At 41.3% G+C, this 15,820-nt stretch carries 15 protein-coding genes; 10 read left to right on the top strand and 5 right to left on the bottom strand.

Features of this window, described 5'->3' with window-relative positions; genetic code table 11:
• The first annotated feature begins 91 nt into the window (after positions 1–91).
• From P2G54_RS02330 to P2G54_RS02315, 4 genes are all read left to right on the top strand, one after another.
• A complete protein-coding gene (locus tag P2G54_RS02330; protein ID WP_275867794.1) occupies positions 92–646 on the top strand; it encodes a gluconate 2-dehydrogenase subunit 3 family protein in 555 nt (184 codons plus the stop codon).
• Positions 639–2,348, top strand: coding sequence for a GMC family oxidoreductase (locus tag P2G54_RS02325; RefSeq protein ID WP_275867792.1), 1,710 nt, complete (start codon positions 639–641; stop codon positions 2,346–2,348). Before P2G54_RS02330 ends, P2G54_RS02325 begins: the two co-directional genes overlap by 8 nt.
• 346 nt (positions 2,349–2,694) lie before the next feature.
• Positions 2,695–4,095: a hypothetical protein gene (locus P2G54_RS02320; protein ID WP_275867790.1), complete on the top strand. Its 1,401-nt coding sequence runs from the start codon at positions 2,695–2,697 to the stop codon at positions 4,093–4,095.
• Positions 4,088–4,627, top strand: a complete 540-nt coding sequence (locus P2G54_RS02315; protein ID WP_275867789.1) for a hypothetical protein — start codon at positions 4,088–4,090, stop codon at positions 4,625–4,627. Before P2G54_RS02320 ends, P2G54_RS02315 begins: the two co-directional genes overlap by 8 nt.
• Positions 4,628–4,954: 327 nt before the next feature.
• On the opposite strand, the gene P2G54_RS02310 is transcribed toward P2G54_RS02315, so the two are convergent.
• Together P2G54_RS02310 and P2G54_RS02305 are read right to left on the bottom strand one after the other, a co-directional pair.
• Positions 4,955–5,608, bottom strand: coding sequence for a hypothetical protein (locus tag P2G54_RS02310; protein ID WP_275867787.1), 654 nt, complete (start codon positions 5,606–5,608; stop codon positions 4,955–4,957).
• On the bottom strand, positions 5,605–6,264 hold the full coding sequence (locus P2G54_RS02305; protein WP_275867785.1) for a hypothetical protein: 660 nt from the start codon (positions 6,262–6,264) through the stop codon (positions 5,605–5,607). Before P2G54_RS02305 ends, P2G54_RS02310 begins: the two co-directional genes overlap by 4 nt.
• 213 nt (positions 6,265–6,477) lie before the next feature.
• Between P2G54_RS02305 and P2G54_RS02300 the strand changes: the two genes are divergently transcribed.
• Positions 6,478–7,944 (top strand): glycine--tRNA ligase, encoded by a 1,467-nt coding sequence (locus tag P2G54_RS02300; RefSeq protein ID WP_275867783.1) that lies wholly within the window; start codon positions 6,478–6,480, stop codon positions 7,942–7,944.
• A 199-nt stretch (positions 7,945–8,143) separates the two neighbouring features.
• Positions 8,144–8,674, top strand: a complete 531-nt coding sequence (locus tag P2G54_RS02295; protein ID WP_275867781.1) for a transposase — start codon at positions 8,144–8,146, stop codon at positions 8,672–8,674.
• Between the two features lie 653 nt (positions 8,675–9,327).
• Here P2G54_RS02295 and P2G54_RS02290 read toward each other — a convergent pair.
• Both P2G54_RS02290 and P2G54_RS02285 read right to left on the bottom strand, forming a co-directional pair.
• A complete protein-coding gene (locus P2G54_RS02290) occupies positions 9,328–10,263 on the bottom strand; it encodes a hypothetical protein (RefSeq protein WP_275867779.1) in 936 nt (311 codons plus the stop codon).
• A 241-nt stretch (positions 10,264–10,504) separates the two neighbouring features.
• Positions 10,505–11,566 (bottom strand): hypothetical protein, encoded by a 1,062-nt coding sequence (locus P2G54_RS02285; protein ID WP_275867777.1) that lies wholly within the window; start codon positions 11,564–11,566, stop codon positions 10,505–10,507.
• A gap of 330 nt (positions 11,567–11,896) precedes the next feature.
• Between P2G54_RS02285 and crtD the strand changes: the two genes are divergently transcribed.
• Positions 11,897–13,366 (top strand): 1-hydroxycarotenoid 3,4-desaturase CrtD, encoded by a 1,470-nt coding sequence (gene crtD, locus P2G54_RS02280; protein WP_275867775.1) that lies wholly within the window; start codon positions 11,897–11,899, stop codon positions 13,364–13,366.
• On the opposite strand, the gene P2G54_RS02275 is transcribed toward crtD, so the two are convergent.
• Positions 13,363–13,866, bottom strand: a complete 504-nt coding sequence (locus P2G54_RS02275) for a regulatory protein RecX (RefSeq protein WP_275867772.1) — start codon at positions 13,864–13,866, stop codon at positions 13,363–13,365. The two genes, crtD and P2G54_RS02275, sit on opposite strands and share 4 nt — an antisense overlap.
• 68 nt (positions 13,867–13,934) lie before the next feature.
• Here P2G54_RS02275 and tpiA point away from each other — a divergent pair, with 68 nt between their 5' ends.
• The 3 genes from tpiA to P2G54_RS02260 are packed head-to-tail and all read left to right on the top strand — an operon-like array spanning position 13,935 to position 15,725.
• On the top strand, positions 13,935–14,696 hold the full coding sequence (gene tpiA, locus P2G54_RS02270) for a triose-phosphate isomerase (RefSeq protein ID WP_275867771.1): 762 nt from the start codon (positions 13,935–13,937) through the stop codon (positions 14,694–14,696).
• A gap of 5 nt (positions 14,697–14,701) precedes the next feature.
• On the top strand, positions 14,702–15,529 hold the full coding sequence (gene prmA, locus P2G54_RS02265; RefSeq protein ID WP_275867769.1) for a 50S ribosomal protein L11 methyltransferase: 828 nt from the start codon (positions 14,702–14,704) through the stop codon (positions 15,527–15,529).
• A gap of 1 nt (position 15,530) precedes the next feature.
• Entirely contained in the window at positions 15,531–15,725 is a 195-nt protein-coding gene (locus P2G54_RS02260; protein WP_275867767.1) for a hypothetical protein, read from the top strand.
• Positions 15,726–15,820: the final 95 nt, after the last annotated feature.

The raw sequence follows: 15,820 nt of genomic DNA, 5'->3' as shown, positions 1-15,820 counted from the left end.
AGAAATACCGATTAGGGCTAAGAGGTGGGTTTTTGAGAAAAAAATTCCTACTTTCTTGCCCTTATCGCTTTAAACCCAATCTTACCAACCTATGAACAGACGGATCGCCCTGCGGCATCTTGCACTGATCTCCGGGGGACTTGCCTTGATCCCTTCCTGTGATTTCAGCAGCGATGATATCCTTGCCGCCTACGAAAAACTGAAAGTAACTGCCTCTCAGAAAACCCTTTTGGGATCAATCTCAGATACCATAATTCCTGCCGGAGAAATCAAAGGAGCCCTGGATATTGAGGTTCCGGATTTTATTCTGGTCATGGTCAATGACTGCATGGATACCTCCAATCAGGAACTCTTCACCCAGGGACTGGCTGCATTTCCCAACTATGTGAAAAGTGCTACAGGTAAAAAATTTGATGCCCTGAGCTCAAAGGAAAAAGAAGAACTCATCCTTGCAGGAACCAAACTGGAAGGAGAAGAAAACAAAGCGCTTAGCTATTTCCTGAATACTACCAAGCGCTTTACCATCCAGGGCTACATGGCCTCTGAATACATCCAAACCGAAATCATTCCCTATTCTCTCATTCCAGGCGAGTACAATGGTGCTGTCCTGATCTCAGACCTACAAAAACCTAGAATAAATGGCTAATCTCAATATTCGAAGCAAACAAGAGCGAACCTATCAGGCGATTGTGATCGGTTCAGGTATCAGCGGTGGCTGGGCTGCCAAGGAGCTTTGCGACTTGGGCGTCAAAACCCTGATGCTGGAAAGAGGGAGAAACGTGGAGCACGTCAAGGATTATCCTACCACCAACATGCTCCCTTACGAATTTGAGCATAGAGGACAGATCCCTGAAGATATCAAAAAAGAAAATCCGGTAGTCAGCAGATGCTATGCTTTCCGGGAGGATGCCATGCACTTTTTTGTAAAGGACACTGAGCATCCTTATGTGCAGGAGAAACCTTTTGACTGGATCCGTGGCTATCAGGTAGGGGGAAAATCCCTGCTTTGGGCAAGACAGGTACAGCGCTGGTCAGACTTTGACTTCGAAGGACCTGCCCGAGACGGATTTGCCGTGGATTGGCCGATTCGCTACAAGGATATCGCGCCTTGGTACAGCCATGTGGAGAAATTTGCCGGGGTTTCCGGAAACAAGGACGGCTTGGCTCATCTTCCTGATGGGGAGTTTTTGCCGGGCTATGAACTGAATGTGGTGGAGAAGTATTTCCAGGAGCAACTTAAAAAGCACTATGGTAATGATCGCCACATGATCTCTTCCCGTTGTGCGCATATTCATGGAAATGCGGATTACTATGCGCAACAGGGTAGAACCCTCTGCCAAAACCGAAATCTATGCCAGAGAGGTTGTCCTTTCGGGGGATATTTCAGTTCCAATTCATCCACTATTCCATGGGCTCTAAAAACCGGAAACCTGACCATGAGACCGGATGCGATTGTACATTCCATCATTTATGATGAGGAAAAAGGAAAAGCAACCGGTGTACGCATCATCGACCGATTGACCAAGGAAACAGAGGAGTTTTATGCAGATGTGATCTTCCTGAATGCAGCTGCCCTGAATTCCAACCTGGTCTTGTTGAATTCCACCTCCAACCGTTTCCCGAATGGTTTGGGCAATGACAGTGGTTTGCTTGGTAAATATGTGGCATTCCACAATTACCGGGCTCGGGTTTCGGCAGAATACGAAGGTTACTCCGAATACGCGACTTCCGGAGGCAGACCGACCAGCGGATATTTTCCAAGATTCCGAAATGTATACAAGCAGGAAACCGACTTCCTGAGAGGATATGCAGCCGGATTCTCTGCCGGTAGAGGAGTGAGACCCAATACCGAAGGCATAGGCATGGATCTGAAAAACAACCTGCTTAATCCTGACCAATACGGACCATGGTATGTGGGTTCCCATATGATGGGGGAAACCATTCCGAAGGAAAGCAATTATGTGGCTTTGGATCCTAACCTGAAAGACGAATGGGGCATGCCTCAGCTCAGGATCAGTGTGGATTATGATGACAATGATGAGAAAATGGTCAAGGACTACATCGAGCAGATGACCGAGATGTTTGACAAGGCCGGATTCACCAATATCCGATCCAGCGACAGCAAGCAGGCCGCAGGTCTGGACATCCACGAAATGGGCGGTGTACGTATGGGTAATGATCCTAAGACTTCCCTGCTCAATGCCAATCATCAGTTGCATGCCGTACCAAATGTCTATGTAACCGATGGAGCATCCATGACTTCCACTTCTACGCAGAACCCATCGCTGACCTATATGGCTTTTGCGGCGAGAGCTGCACACCATGCGGTGGCGGAGAGTAAGAAATGATGAATTGATAATTTAGAATTAAGAATGGCCCAAGTCGAGAGATTTGGGCTTTTTTTTAAAATTCTCCCTGTAATTGATTTTTTTTAATTAATTAGTTTTCTATTTTACAGAATCTTTTAATTCAAAAACTATTGTTTAAAATTATGAACGACTCTTTTACCCCCCCCCCCATTTCAAAAAGATAGCTAGATCTGGCTACTTTGGCATTTTCAGCCTGTTAGTTGCGATGACTCTTCTTTTCACCTCCTGTGTGGAAGAACCTGAAGCTCCTTCTTTGGAGCTATCCGAAACTCCCCAATTAGCCCAGGTCCGGGAGTGGTTTGAGGCCAACAAAACCAAACTTCGGTTGCCTGAAAGAAGCTCTAACTTCCGAACTGAATCTCAGGAACTAATCCTTCCCTTTTTCGAAAAAGAACCCGATTGGGACCAGTTTCATCATTATTTTTTCCCGGATGGAAGAGAGGTTTTTGAAGTGAGTTTGGAAAATGCCACAAAATACTTCCCAAAAAGTATGTTGGACAGTTTTCCTGATAGGAATCCAGCAGATTTTGTTATCCAAAATATCATGTTTATCAAAAATCTAACAGATAATAGATTTGATCCTCTGATAGCAAGGTATTTTCCAAATAATAGAAATTCAGAAATGGATTTTAATTCTATTTCCTATAATGCTATAAATGAATTTTGGGAAGGAAAAGTTGACCTATTAACTTATGATGAACATCATCTTGTCACGTTTGAATTTTCACCAAATGATGAAAGAAAAGTGATATTTTATGGAAAAGATATCCTGCCAAATACAAGGACCCAAGGTGATTGTTATCAAATAACTAGGGAGGTGGTGTATTACACCCCTATCGAAGGAACTTTCGGGATTGAAATTAATACTACAACTATAACCGAAACTGTTTGCACTGGAGCTGCTGGTGAGTTTCCTACCGCCGGAACAGTTTATGTTGATGGAACATATTATTATGATGGCTCAGAATTGGATCCATCTGGTTCAGGATGTGGGTCATGTGATTATAATCCACCATCAGCTCCAGCACCAAGTGAATTTATTATTAACCAGTTAGACAATGAATGTGCTGAAATAATTTTTATAGAACTAGGTAAAGGGGCTAACAAACTAACAGACCTAACTGGCTTAGGTAGTTTAGATATTTTTCCGTGGATGCTTGATTTGTTTAAGAAAGGAGGAAAATTCTATTATTATATTGAAGATGTTAACCTTCCAATGAATTCAAATGGAACTCGGCCTAATGCAAGAACAATTACTCCAGATTCAGAAGGGTACATAACAATTCAGTTAGACAATTCCTATATTGAAAATGCAACATCACTAAGTATTGCAAGAACAATAATTCATGAAACGGTTCATGCCTACATTATGTATTTATCCAAAACAAACTATGAATTTGTCATAGAACTAAATAATTATTATATTTGCCATAATAATAATGTGAATGATGCACACCATGGAATGATGAGCCAATATCTTCTTGGTATGGCTGTATCACTATATAATTGGGACAAAAATTTTGGACCAACAAGTGGAAATTTGGGATTTGACTACTATTATAAAATGGGGTTTGGTGGATTACTAAAGAATGGGACATCTGATCCCATTTCTGATATAGTACCTTTGATTCCAAATGGAGATTGGGATGCAATTGCTACGACTTTGGAAAATGAAGCTACTGCCAATAGTCTAGCTAAGGGCATTAAAGAAAATTGTAATGAATAGTATATTTTCAAAAATTACTGCCATGCTTATTATTAGTCTTTGTTTCGCCAAAGTCAAGGCTCAGGAGATTGATAATGGGTTATCAGAGGAACAGTACAAAGTAATAGAGTCTTTATTTTCCAATAGGGGAATAGATTTCACTATTTATTATCAAACCATTGATTTTAAGTCCTGGATTGAATTAATTGATTTAAGGTTTAAACAAAATACTATTCCTTGTTCATTTGAAGAATCCTCGCTACAAGAAATTGTGGGAGAATTAAAAGTTGCTGCAAGTGGAATTTCCATAAAGACAATTGAACAAGATAGGTTGCCTTCCAATGTTGAGTTAACTCAAAATCTTTTAAAAAAAAATAATTCCAGGTCGTATTATCCTACAAGGTCAATTTCTGAGCCTATAATAATTAATGATTATGCTTACATTTTTGACAAACAAAACAATGCTGAAACATTAATATTGTTTAAAAGAGACAAACTAAATGGATGGGCGATTAAATGTTTTATTGAATTCTATTTAGTGATTACTGACTAATCTAATTCCCCCTTCTGAGCAGAATTTCCTGAATCCCCTCATTTGTTTTGGAAGTCAGTTCTTGGTTTATGTAAGAAAATCCTTAAGATAGGTGAATTGAAAATGTTGAATTATGAATGGCCCAAGTCGAGAGATTTGGGCTTTTTTATTTTTCATGCAAATGATAATTCTCCAGAAATCCCTCATCAATTCCGAATAGCTTCTCCCTCCAAATCAATTTGTTTACTGATTTGTTACCATTGTGAAATTATCTCTGTGATGGGACAGGAAATCACTACTCTCTTTACGTAAAAAAGCCTCTGAATTTAAATTTCAGAGGCTTAGGGTTTAAAGAAAAATAGATGCTCCTAGGTTGAAGGATTTTAAAAATTGGATGGAAAAATAATCCTCGGGAAATCCTTCGAAATCTTTGGAATACCCTTTTAGTCTAGAGGTGTATTGCAAGATGGGAGTTGAAACATGAACCCCAATTCGATTGCTGATCAAGTACTGAAGCCCTAAGTTCATTCCTGCAGAAATGCATTTATCCCTGCCCGAAACTTCTTTACTACTGGGGTTCTTATATCTCCAAACATAATTCCTTCTCGAATAATCAGATTCAAGTTCCCAGAAAAACGCTGTTTTTTCTCCTGAAGGGACATAATTCCTCAAAAAGACACCTCCTCCAAAGGAAAAAACATTGTAGCTATTAGGTGAATTTGAGACATCACTATCGTCTTTTTTCCACGTATTTCCCAGAAGTCCTTGAACTCCAAATACCGTTTTGTCGGAAACGAAATATCCGATACCCGGATTCAGTATAAAACTTGTTACGGGGTTAGATTTCATAGTTTGAAAACCCGGATCATTGGATTTTGTCAAATTTCGAATTCTTGAAAGTCCCAATTCACCATTCAGCATCCAAGCTCCTTTCTGCATTTGGCTAAAGGCAGAAAATCCACCAACAAAATTCAGGATCAATACAATTAGAATCTTCTTCATTTTTTAGATATAAAAAAGTGAGCCCCCAAAAGAATGGAAGAGGTATTAACATTGAAACTAAAATTATTGCTGACCGACCTGGAATTGTCAGGATTGTTTTCAGGCTTGTTTATAGTCTGTGTAAAATTTAATGGGTTTACCATCAGGTTCAGACTTATCCACTTCTTGGGAAAGAAGGAAAAACCAACATCCGTCTTGGCCCCGAAAACACTATACTTCGACTTTTGGGAAAATGGAGTGTCTATATTTTCATTTTTATACTCCTCACTTGACCCGGAAAATGAGATGCCCAACTGTCCGAAAAAAGCAAACTGTTCTCCTAAAGGAAAATATTTTCTGATATAGGGTCCAGCACCCCAACCAGAGCTTAGATTTTCAACTTTATAGTTTGTATAATCCATGGTAAAATTTCTGTTGAAATAGGAGATGGTCAACCCCAGGACCAAATTGTCAATGATAAAAATCCCGAAATCCGGACTTAATTCGAAGTTTCTGTTTTCCGTGTCATAGGACACTCCAAAAGGACCTGATGCTTCAGAACTTTGGCTGGAAAAATTAATTGATCCTCCAATGACTTTATTTCCTTTTTCCAACTGGGCAAATCCACCGAAGGACAACAACATAAAAGACAAAAAGAATAGAAAACATTTCTTCATATAAAATGGGATTAGTTGAACAGTAGCCTAGTCAACGAAAATTAAATTCTTTAGTTTTATTATTCGGTTATTTTGTAAAATTTTTGAACTTCTATCATTCAAGTCCAAGTTTTCCATAATTGATAGATTCAGTAGGGTAGATTTCATTTTGTTTGCCTTAAAGCACTTTAAGAAACCCTTTCATATCAATTTGTTTCCTTAATTTTGCGCCCTATGGCAAAGACAGCGACTCCGGCGGAAAACGCCCAACTAAAAGATATAATTGCCCATGCCAAGGAGTATGGGTTTGTGTACCCTAGTTCGGAAATCTACGACGGCCTACAGGCAGTCTATGATTATGGGGCCTATGGGGTAGAGTTGAAAAACAACCTGAAGCGATTGTGGTGGGAAACCATGACCCGCCTGCATGCCAATATCGTGGGGATCGATGCGGCGATTTTTATGCACCCGACCACCTGGAAGGCTTCCGGTCACGTGGATTCCTTCAATGATCCCATGATTGACAACAAGGACAGCAAAAAGCGCTACCGTGCCGACGTGCTGGTAGAAGAGCATGCTGCCAAATTGGAAAATGAAGGGAAAGTAGAGGAGGCCAGGGAACTGACTGCAGCTTTGGCCAGACTGCTGGAAGCGGAAGACCTGGATGGAGTTCGTGACCTGATCGTCAATGTTGGCATCACCTGCCCGATCAGCGGCACTTCCAATTGGACCGATGTACGTCAATTCAACCTGATGTTTTCCACCCAAGTTGGATCTGTGGCCGAAGATGCTTCTACCATTTACTTGAGGCCTGAGACGGCACAGGGGATTTTTGTCAACTTCCTCAATGTGCAGAAAACAGCCCGAATGAAGGTTCCTTTTGGAATTGCCCAAATCGGGAAGGCTTTCAGAAATGAGATCGTAGCCCGCCAGTTTATTTTCCGTATGCGTGAATTCGAACAGATGGAAATGCAGTTCTTCGTGCGTCCTGGCACCGAGCTAGATTGGTACAAGCAATGGGCAGAAACCCGGATGAACTGGCATTTGGCTTTGGGAACCCCAGCTGCCAAACTGAGAAAGCATGACCATGAGAAGTTGGCTCACTATGCCAATGCCGCCATGGATATAGAATACGAATTCCCGTTTGGATTCAAGGAAGTGGAAGGAATCCACTCCAGAACAGACTTTGACCTGAAATCCCATCAGGAATACTCCAAGAAAAAGCAGCAGTACTTCGATCCGGAAGTGAACCAAAACTACATTCCCTATGTGATCGAGACTTCCATCGGTGCCGACCGACTGTTCTTGTTGACCCTATGCAATGCCTTTACCGAGGAAACAACGGAAGAGAAAAGCAGAACCTATCTGAAATTCCATCCTGCGGTAGCTCCGGTGAAAGCTGCGATTTTGCCTTTGACCAAGAAAGACGGACTGCCTGAAAAAGCCCAAGAAATCGTGGATTTGCTTAAGTATGATTTCAACATCATCTATGAAGATGCTGCTTCTATCGGGAAGCGCTATACTCGTCAGGATTTGATCGGAACTCCTTTCTGTATTGCGGTGGACCATCAGACTTTGGAAGACAATACGGTCACCATCCGTCACAGAGATACTACCGAGCAGGAGCGGGTAGCTATCTCCGATTTGCATGGAAGAATCGCTGAGGCAACCAGCTTTAGAAGGATTTTTGAGAAGATTTGATTCGGAAATATTTTACAAAAAAGCCTGTTTGACTAGTCAGACAGGCTTTTTTGTTTCGAATTGCAAATCCTACGGTAGTACCTCGGGATTGTAAATCCGAGTAGCGGGAGGTGGAGAGGCATTAGTTTAAGGCTCTTCGGAATTTGTAATTCCGAAGCTGTATGGTAGGATTTTTAATCCGTCAATTTTAATTTTCATAATGGCTTTTTCTTATCAAATTCAGGATCAAGGTGCTGTTCATTTTGTGACTTTTACCGTGCACCAATGGGTAGATGTTTTCACACGTGATATTTACCGGGAAAAATTTATCGATGGTCTAAAGTTTTGTCAAGACCAAAAAGGGTTAGAAATCTTTTCTTGGGTTGTGATGACCAATCACTGTCATTTGATTTTGAGAGCAAAAGAAGAGAATCTGAGTGATGTAATTCGAGACTTAAAAAAATTTACCTCAAAAAGCATTTTCCAAGCAATTCAAACCAATCCAAAAGAAAGTCGTAGAGAATGGATTTGTAAATTACTCAGTATTGAAGACAGAATATGGTTTTGGGAGGAAGGCTACCATGGAGAGGAGATTTATTCTGTCGATTTTTTTGACAATAAAGCTGAATATATCCATCAGAACCCAGTAAAAGCTGGTTTTGTAGATAAAGAAGAAGAATATATCTGGAGTAGTGCGGGTGATTTTTATGGGGTCAGGAAAGGAAAGTTAGACCTTGTTCCTTTTGGTTGAATGGATTTCGAATTACAAATCCTACTCCTACCTTAGAACCTCTTTTGCTCTTCGGAATTTGCAATTCCGAAGCAATATTGAAGGGTTTTTAATCCGACTTTTAGTTTAACATCCAAAGGATTTACAAAAAAAGAAGAAAACTAGACCTGAATCAGGGCCATGATTTTTATGAAAAGAGAGAGGTAAAATAGAGCTAGCTACTTTTGAATTAAGTGTATTTCGGATTGGAAATCCTACGTTAATACCTCGGGATTGCAAATCCCGAGGAGCGGGTGATTTTTATGGGGTCAGGAAAGGAATGTTAGACCTTGTTCCTTTTGGTTGAATGGATTTCGGATTACAAATCCTGCTCCTACCTAAGAACCTCTTCTGCTCTTCGGAATTTGCAATTCCGAAGCAATATTGAAGGGTTTTTAATCCGACTTTTAGTTTAACATCCAAAGGATTTACAAAACAAGAAGAAAAACAAACCTGAATCATGGTCATGATTTTTATGAAAAGTAAAGAGGTAAAATAGAACTAGCTCCTTTTGGATTAGTGTGTTTCGGATTGCAAATCCTACGTTAATACCTCGGGATTGCAAATCCCGAGGAGCGGGTAAAAAAAATCCCTAAGGAGAACCTTAGGGATTTATAGATAAGATTATTTTTCGATTAATCAGGAATACAATGTGCTGTAAGAGGTTTGCCAGTAAGTTTATTTCCAAAACCTTTTACATTAAAAGTCGAGACAAGATTTACTAAGCCATTTCCAGGCCCTGCTGCAGTACAAGAGATGGGGGTAAATTTAATCGTAAAGGTTATTTCTTCACCACAGGTTAATTTTCCATTCCATCTTAATACATTTTCTTCCTCTTCACCAAATCCAGTGTAAGTTCTGCCATCCATAGGCTCATATGCTTCAATATGAGGAACGGTTAACTGAATTTCAGCATTTTCAATGGTTGTAGAAGGTGTGTATTTGAAAGTAATAATGTTAGGATCAGTTTCGTCTCTTTCATAAGAAAAAGCCTCATCACATGTTTCTTCTTCACCAGTACAAATAGGAATCAGATTATAACTAGTAGGAATTTCCACAACGGTAGTCCCTCCTCCCCCACCGCCACGGGTCAATGTAAAGGTTCTCTCCACCAAATCACATCCTTGCCATCCTTCTTCTAATGGATAGCTGACAGAATAAGAAGGGGCATCCACTAATTCACCATTAAAAGTTGCAATAGAGGGTTCTGATGAATTATTCGTTCCAATTGTAAAAGTGTAATAAATTTCAGAAGCATCATGATATATAGAATAATCTATAAAAATTTGACCACTGCTATTAAAATTCTTTCTTCCATTTAACACAAAAAAGGTTTCTGGATCATTAGGATCAATACATTCTGATTCACAAGCTCCTTGATAATAATCCACAAATGCATTCTCATTTCCATTGGTAGTACCAAAAGGATTCAATCTGAATCCCGCCTTGTCTGCACTGGCTTGTTCCAGTGTCAAATCTTCATTTTCATAGCTAGCCATCTGGCTACAAGAAGCTAAAAGCAAGCCTGAGATCACCAATCCCAAAAAGCCTGAAGTAAAAGTTTTTTTCATACGAGTTGCGTTAACTTAAATCAAATATAAATGCATTTTATATACAAAAAAATGTTTTTTAATTTATTTTAAAAATTTTTTTTCTCTTGGAAATCGCCCATTAAAGCCTTTAAAGGGGGATTTTGGCATAAAATCGGCCAAATTCTTAAAATTTTGAGGTTTCATAGGTAATCATCCTACTTAATAGCAAGCAAAAAAAATCCCCCAAGTTAGGCTTGAGGGATTAGAACTGAACCGTAACTTACTGATTGCAAGTAGCTACAATGTTAGGCGTCATTTTGTTTTTCACACTGACACCATTGACGGATGCATCCGTCCAGATTAGTGCTTTGCCGCTGGCGTTACAGTCCGGAAGTACGGAGAATCGGAAGGAAGTCCTGCCTGGACCACATCGCACCTTACCGATCCAAGTCAATACGGAGCTTCTTCCTTTTGTATTAACAGAATAGACCTTTCCATCTGGCGCAGTGTAGCTGCCGTTTTCTCCCAAAGGCAATATTTGTGGGAAGTTGAATTGCACTACGGCATCTTGGAGTAGCTCACTGGAATTGTAGAAAAACTTGATGTTCAAATTATCCTCTGTCTGATAGGATAAGGATGCAGGCGCACAACAGATATCAAACAGGGAGTAAGTCTCATCTATCCAAGACACTTTAGGACCGCCGCCGTGGCTTTCCACAGAAAACTCCATCAGATCACAAGCTTCCCAGTCTTCCCCTAGCGGGAAGGAATGTGACACCGTAGTGCCTTTGGAAATCTCATGAAATTCCGCGACATCACCATTAATAGTGATCGTAATAGAAGTCTTTGGATTGGGATGTCCTGATTCTGACAGGATGTTGTAATCCACCTCCACGATAAACTCACTTACAGTATTGTAAGCCCTGTAGACGATTTCCTTCTTCACTCCGCCTCCTTCCCCTTCTTCTCCATCATGACCGCCTTCACCTTCTTCGTGGGTATCGGTGATACCTACTTCATCGTGACCATCTTCGTGACCACCTTCACCACCCGGGCCACCTTCTCCACCTCCGTTGCCATCTCCCTGAGCTATTTTCGTGTCAGTTTTGACAAAGTAATCCCCAGTACCTGCCACGATACATTCCAGGGCGCAATCAGCCCCTTCATACTCTCTTGCGTTTAAAAGTCTTGGAGAACCAAAAGGAATCAAGTTGAATTCCGACTTAGCTGAAGCTTGTTCATTGACCACGTCAACCGTTTCATAAGGACCCATATGACTACAGGCACTTAGGGTCAACCCCAATAGGGTCAATCCCAAAAGATTTGTGTTGAATGCTTTCATAGTTGTATGGTTTGTTTATATTGAATTTACTCATCCTAAATCCCAGTAAGGGTAGTTCGGGTCACATAGAGAGGTGATATTCCTCAGGGAAAAAAGTCGGGGGTTAAGTCTCCGAGTTTCCATGATCACACCGTGGCCCCACCAAAAAATAATCTATCCATGGCCCGATTTCTCATTTCCTTCAAATCAAAGACTAAAAAGAAGATGCCGAGTGGTCAAAGAATCCTAAATAGAACATTTGGGTCTGGTCTAAGCTGAATTTTAAATTTCCCTCTTTATCCTTAAACAATTTGATTCAAAATCCTGATTTTAATACATCGGATTAACCTTATGAAAAAATCATTGATCATAGGTTCCGGAATTGCCGGAATCGCATCTTCTATAAGAATGGCCCTGAAAGGTTATCAAGTAGAAGTCTTCGAAGCCAATGCCTATCCGGGGGGGAAACTTTCTGAGATCGAGATCCAAGGCTATCGTTTCGATGCGGGGCCATCGCTTTTTACATTGCCGGAGCAGGTTGAGGAATTGTTCCATTTGGCAGGCAAAAATCCAAGCGAGCATTTTGATTACCAGAAACTGGACATTGCCTGCCATTATTTCTGGGAAGATGGTAAGCGCATTAAGGCTTGGGCAGATCAGGACCAATTTGCAGAGGAAGTAGAGACTAAACTAGGTGAACCCGCGAAAAACATCAAGCAGGCACTGAAACGGGCGGAATTAATCTATGACCACCTGGCACCTCTCTTTATGCACCGGTCTCTCCATCGCTTGGGTACTTGGATTGGGCCTCAGGCAATGAAATCCTACCTTAAAATGGGAAAACTTGGCTTATTCTCCACCATGAACCAAGCCAATGAAGAACTTTTTACCCAGCCCAAATTGGTGCAACTTTTCAACCGGTATGCTACCTACAATGGATCCGATCCGTACCAAACCCCGGCCACACTAAATATCATTCCCCATTTGGAATTCAACATCGGGGCCTACTTCCCTAAAAAAGGGATGCATGACATTACCCTAAGCCTTTACGAGTTGGCACTTTCCCTCGGAGTAAAATTCAATTTCAATTCCCCCGTTGAAGAAGTGCTGGTAGAAAACGGAAAGGCCGTGGGGGTTCTTTCTAAAGGGGAATTACATAAGGCAGACTACATAGTCAACAACATGGATATGGTCAATGCCTACAAGACCATATTGAGAAAACAAAAACAACCTAAAAAGCTATTGGAACAACCCAAGTCAAGTTCAGCGCTGATCTTTTATTGGGGCATCAAAAAAAATTTCCCAGAACTTGACCTGCACAACATCCTTTTCAGTGAAGACTATCAAGCTGAATTCGAGCACATATTTAAAAAAGGGACCATCCATCAAGACCCTACAGTTTATATTAACATCACCTCCACTTACAAGAAAGATGATGCTCCCGAGGGGTGCATGAACTGGTTTACCATGATCAACGTCCCCAACAATCAAGGACAGGATTGGGATACACTTATCCCCGAGGCCAGAAAGAATATCATCTCAAAAATCAATCGAATCTTAAAAACCAATCTGGAAAGTTTGATCGAAGTTGAGGAAATCCTGGAACCTAGAAGTATAGAATCAAAAACTTCAAGCGCCATGGGAGCACTTTATGGCAATAGTTCCAACAACAGATTTGCGGCATTTCTCCGGCATGCCAATTATTCCTCACAAATAAAAAACCTGTATTTCTGTGGTGGAAGTGTCCACCCCGGAGGAGGCATTCCCCTTTCGCTCTTATCTGCCAAGATCATGACCGAGATGATTCCTGATGCAAACTAGGTTTTCAAATTTTCGATAGCCTCCTGGATCAAGTCTTGTTCAAAACCTTTGCCCATCAGGTAGCCGATGACTTTGAATCTCTTTTTGAAGGGATCCTTTTCCGGGGTCCTTTCCCACTTCTTCTCGGTCTCAGCCAAAAGGGTATCATAATAGTCAATAGGATCAATTTCCGACAATCCTTTTTGGATGAGGCTTTGAGGAATCTGACGCATTTTCAGCTCCCGGGCAATTCGGCTTTTTCCCCACCTTTTGAGAAGGAACTTTCCCCGGGCAAAAGCCATTGCATAGCGCTCCTCGTCCAGGAATTTTTCAGAGATCAGATAGGCGATCAACTCCTCCTTATCCTCATCCTTGACTCCCTTCTCATACATCTTCTTTTTGACTTCCCATATGCAACGCTCCTGATATGCACAGTAGGAAGCCAGTTTTTCCTTGGCTTCTTCAAAGGACCAGGGCTTTTTTGGACTCTGGTCCGGGTAATTTTTTCCCCAACCGGACATTTTGATTACTTTTAGACGAAAATACAGTTTACTGCTTTTCTCAAACCTAGTAAATTTTCATATCGATCATGCGCAAAAAAATCATCGCCGGAAACTGGAAAATGAACATGACCTTTGAAGAAGGTCAAAAACTAACTTCGGAAATCGTCAATATGTACAAAGACGAAAATATCCAGGATGTTACGGTGGTTCTGAATCCTCCATTTCCTCACATACACCCTGTAAAAAAACTAATAGGAGAAACTTCCGGAGTTGCTGTTGGAGCCCAAAACTGTTCCGACAAGGAGTCCGGAGCCTATACAGGAGAAGTATCTGCCAAAATCCTCTCCTCATTTGGAGTGGAATATGTCATCATTGGACATTCCGAGCGCAGAGAATATTTTAAAGAAGACAACGAATTGTTAGCGGTGAAAGTCAAGCAAGCTTTGGCTAATGGCTTGTCTCCGATCTTCTGCTGCGGAGAATCTCTGGAAATAAGAGAAGCCGGTACGCACGAGCCGAATGTGAAATTCCAACTTACGGACAGCCTTTTCGACTTGACAGCTGAGGAAATCTCCAAAGTAGTCATTGCCTACGAACCTATCTGGGCAATCGGAACCGGAAAAACCGCCACAGCTGACCAAGCTCAGGAAATGCATGCTGCACTTAGGAGACATTTGGGCAACAAGTATGGAAAAGAGGTTGCGAACAATATTCCAATCCTTTACGGAGGAAGCATGAATGCAGGGAACGCAGCAGAATTGCTTTCCAAGCCGGACGTGGACGGAGGATTGATTGGAGGAGCTTCCCTTAAATCACGTGACTTCTTAGAAATCATTAAATCTTATTGATGTAAATGGATTACCTGGAGTTTAAAATCAAATGCCTGGATGAATTCCGGGAAATCCTGATTGCTGAACTTTCTGAAATTGGCTTTGATTCCTTCCTCGAAACAGAGGAAGGAATTGATATTTATGCACCTTCTGAAAGTTTTGACAGAGAAGCCTTTGAAGGAGTGATCGAAAAATACCGTGAAGAGGGAAGGATTGAGGTTTTCGAGGGAACCATGGCCAAAGTCAACTGGAATGAGGAATGGGAAAAAAACTACGACCCCATCGCCGTAGATGATCTGGTTTATGTAAGAGCTTCCTTTCATGAACCCAAACCGGGATTCAAACACGAAATCGTCATCAATCCTAAGATGTCCTTTGGTACCGGCCACCATGCTACCACTTTCCAAATGCTGCGACATCAGGGAATGCTGGACCATCGGGGAAAACGGGTTCTAGATGTGGGATCAGGAACAGGCATCCTAGCTATCATGGCTCATCTTCTCGGAGCCAGGGAGGTTGAGGCCTTTGATATAGATGACTGGTGTGTAGAAAACGGGAACGAAAACTTTGACCTAAACGGGCTGAAAACAAGAATGGGTCTCGGGACTATTCGGGAAATAAAACCCAAAGGCCCATTTGACCTCATTCTCGCCAACATCAACAAAAATGTATTGTTGGATGAGATGAAAATTTATGCCGACTTGCTTGTGCCTAAAGGATATCTGCTGCTAAGTGGATTTTATACCGAAGATATTGATGACCTAATGGAGGTCGCCTCTCCTCTGGGATTATCCTTGATCAACAAGCAAAGCAAAGACAATTGGGCGGCCCTGATCCTTCAAAAATCCTGATATGCAAGAATTAATTATTTATGCCCTGCTTTTCGCCGCTTTGATCGGTCATACGCTATTGGCAGGCAAAATGTATCGAAAGGTTCATGAAAACCCCAAGTTATCCATTCAAGAAAAAAACGACTGGAAACTGAAAGCGCTGATATTCCCGGGCTATTATTGGTACAAATACAAAAACTCAGGATCAGCATTGTAAAAAGGGATTGAGGAAACTTTTTCTACTTACCTGACCTTTTATCCTCAATGTTCCTATCGCATTTAGGCACCCCTAACCCAAATTCTTTCGTAATT

Source organism: Algoriphagus sp. CAU 1675 (genome assembly GCF_029222925.1).
Classification (GTDB): Bacteria; Bacteroidota; Bacteroidia; order Cytophagales; family Cyclobacteriaceae; genus Algoriphagus.
This window is presented reverse-complemented; position numbering and strand designations above follow the sequence as displayed.

Coding starts and splice junctions, on each gene's coding strand:
- P2G54_RS02305 (WP_275867785.1), bottom strand. CDS start 6,264: ATGAAGAAATGTTTTCTATTCTTTTTGTCTTTTATGTTGTTGTCCTTC.
- P2G54_RS02290 (WP_275867779.1), bottom strand. CDS start 10,263: ATGAAAAAAACTTTTACTTCAGGCTTTTTGGGATTGGTGATCTCAGGC.
- P2G54_RS02315 (WP_275867789.1), top strand. CDS start 4,088: ATGAATAGTATATTTTCAAAAATTACTGCCATGCTTATTATTAGTCTT.
- P2G54_RS02300 (WP_275867783.1), top strand. CDS start 6,478: ATGGCAAAGACAGCGACTCCGGCGGAAAACGCCCAACTAAAAGATATA.
- crtD (WP_275867775.1), top strand. CDS start 11,897: ATGAAAAAATCATTGATCATAGGTTCCGGAATTGCCGGAATCGCATCT.
- P2G54_RS02330 (WP_275867794.1), top strand. CDS start 92: ATGAACAGACGGATCGCCCTGCGGCATCTTGCACTGATCTCCGGGGGA.
- P2G54_RS02325 (WP_275867792.1), top strand. CDS start 639: ATGGCTAATCTCAATATTCGAAGCAAACAAGAGCGAACCTATCAGGCG.
- P2G54_RS02275 (WP_275867772.1), bottom strand. CDS start 13,866: ATGTCCGGTTGGGGAAAAAATTACCCGGACCAGAGTCCAAAAAAGCCC.
- P2G54_RS02295 (WP_275867781.1), top strand. CDS start 8,144: ATGGCTTTTTCTTATCAAATTCAGGATCAAGGTGCTGTTCATTTTGTG.
- P2G54_RS02285 (WP_275867777.1), bottom strand. CDS start 11,566: ATGAAAGCATTCAACACAAATCTTTTGGGATTGACCCTATTGGGGTTG.
- P2G54_RS02310 (WP_275867787.1), bottom strand. CDS start 5,608: ATGAAGAAGATTCTAATTGTATTGATCCTGAATTTTGTTGGTGGATTT.
- P2G54_RS02260 (WP_275867767.1), top strand. CDS start 15,531: ATGCAAGAATTAATTATTTATGCCCTGCTTTTCGCCGCTTTGATCGGT.
- prmA (WP_275867769.1), top strand. CDS start 14,702: ATGGATTACCTGGAGTTTAAAATCAAATGCCTGGATGAATTCCGGGAA.
- tpiA (WP_275867771.1), top strand. CDS start 13,935: ATGCGCAAAAAAATCATCGCCGGAAACTGGAAAATGAACATGACCTTT.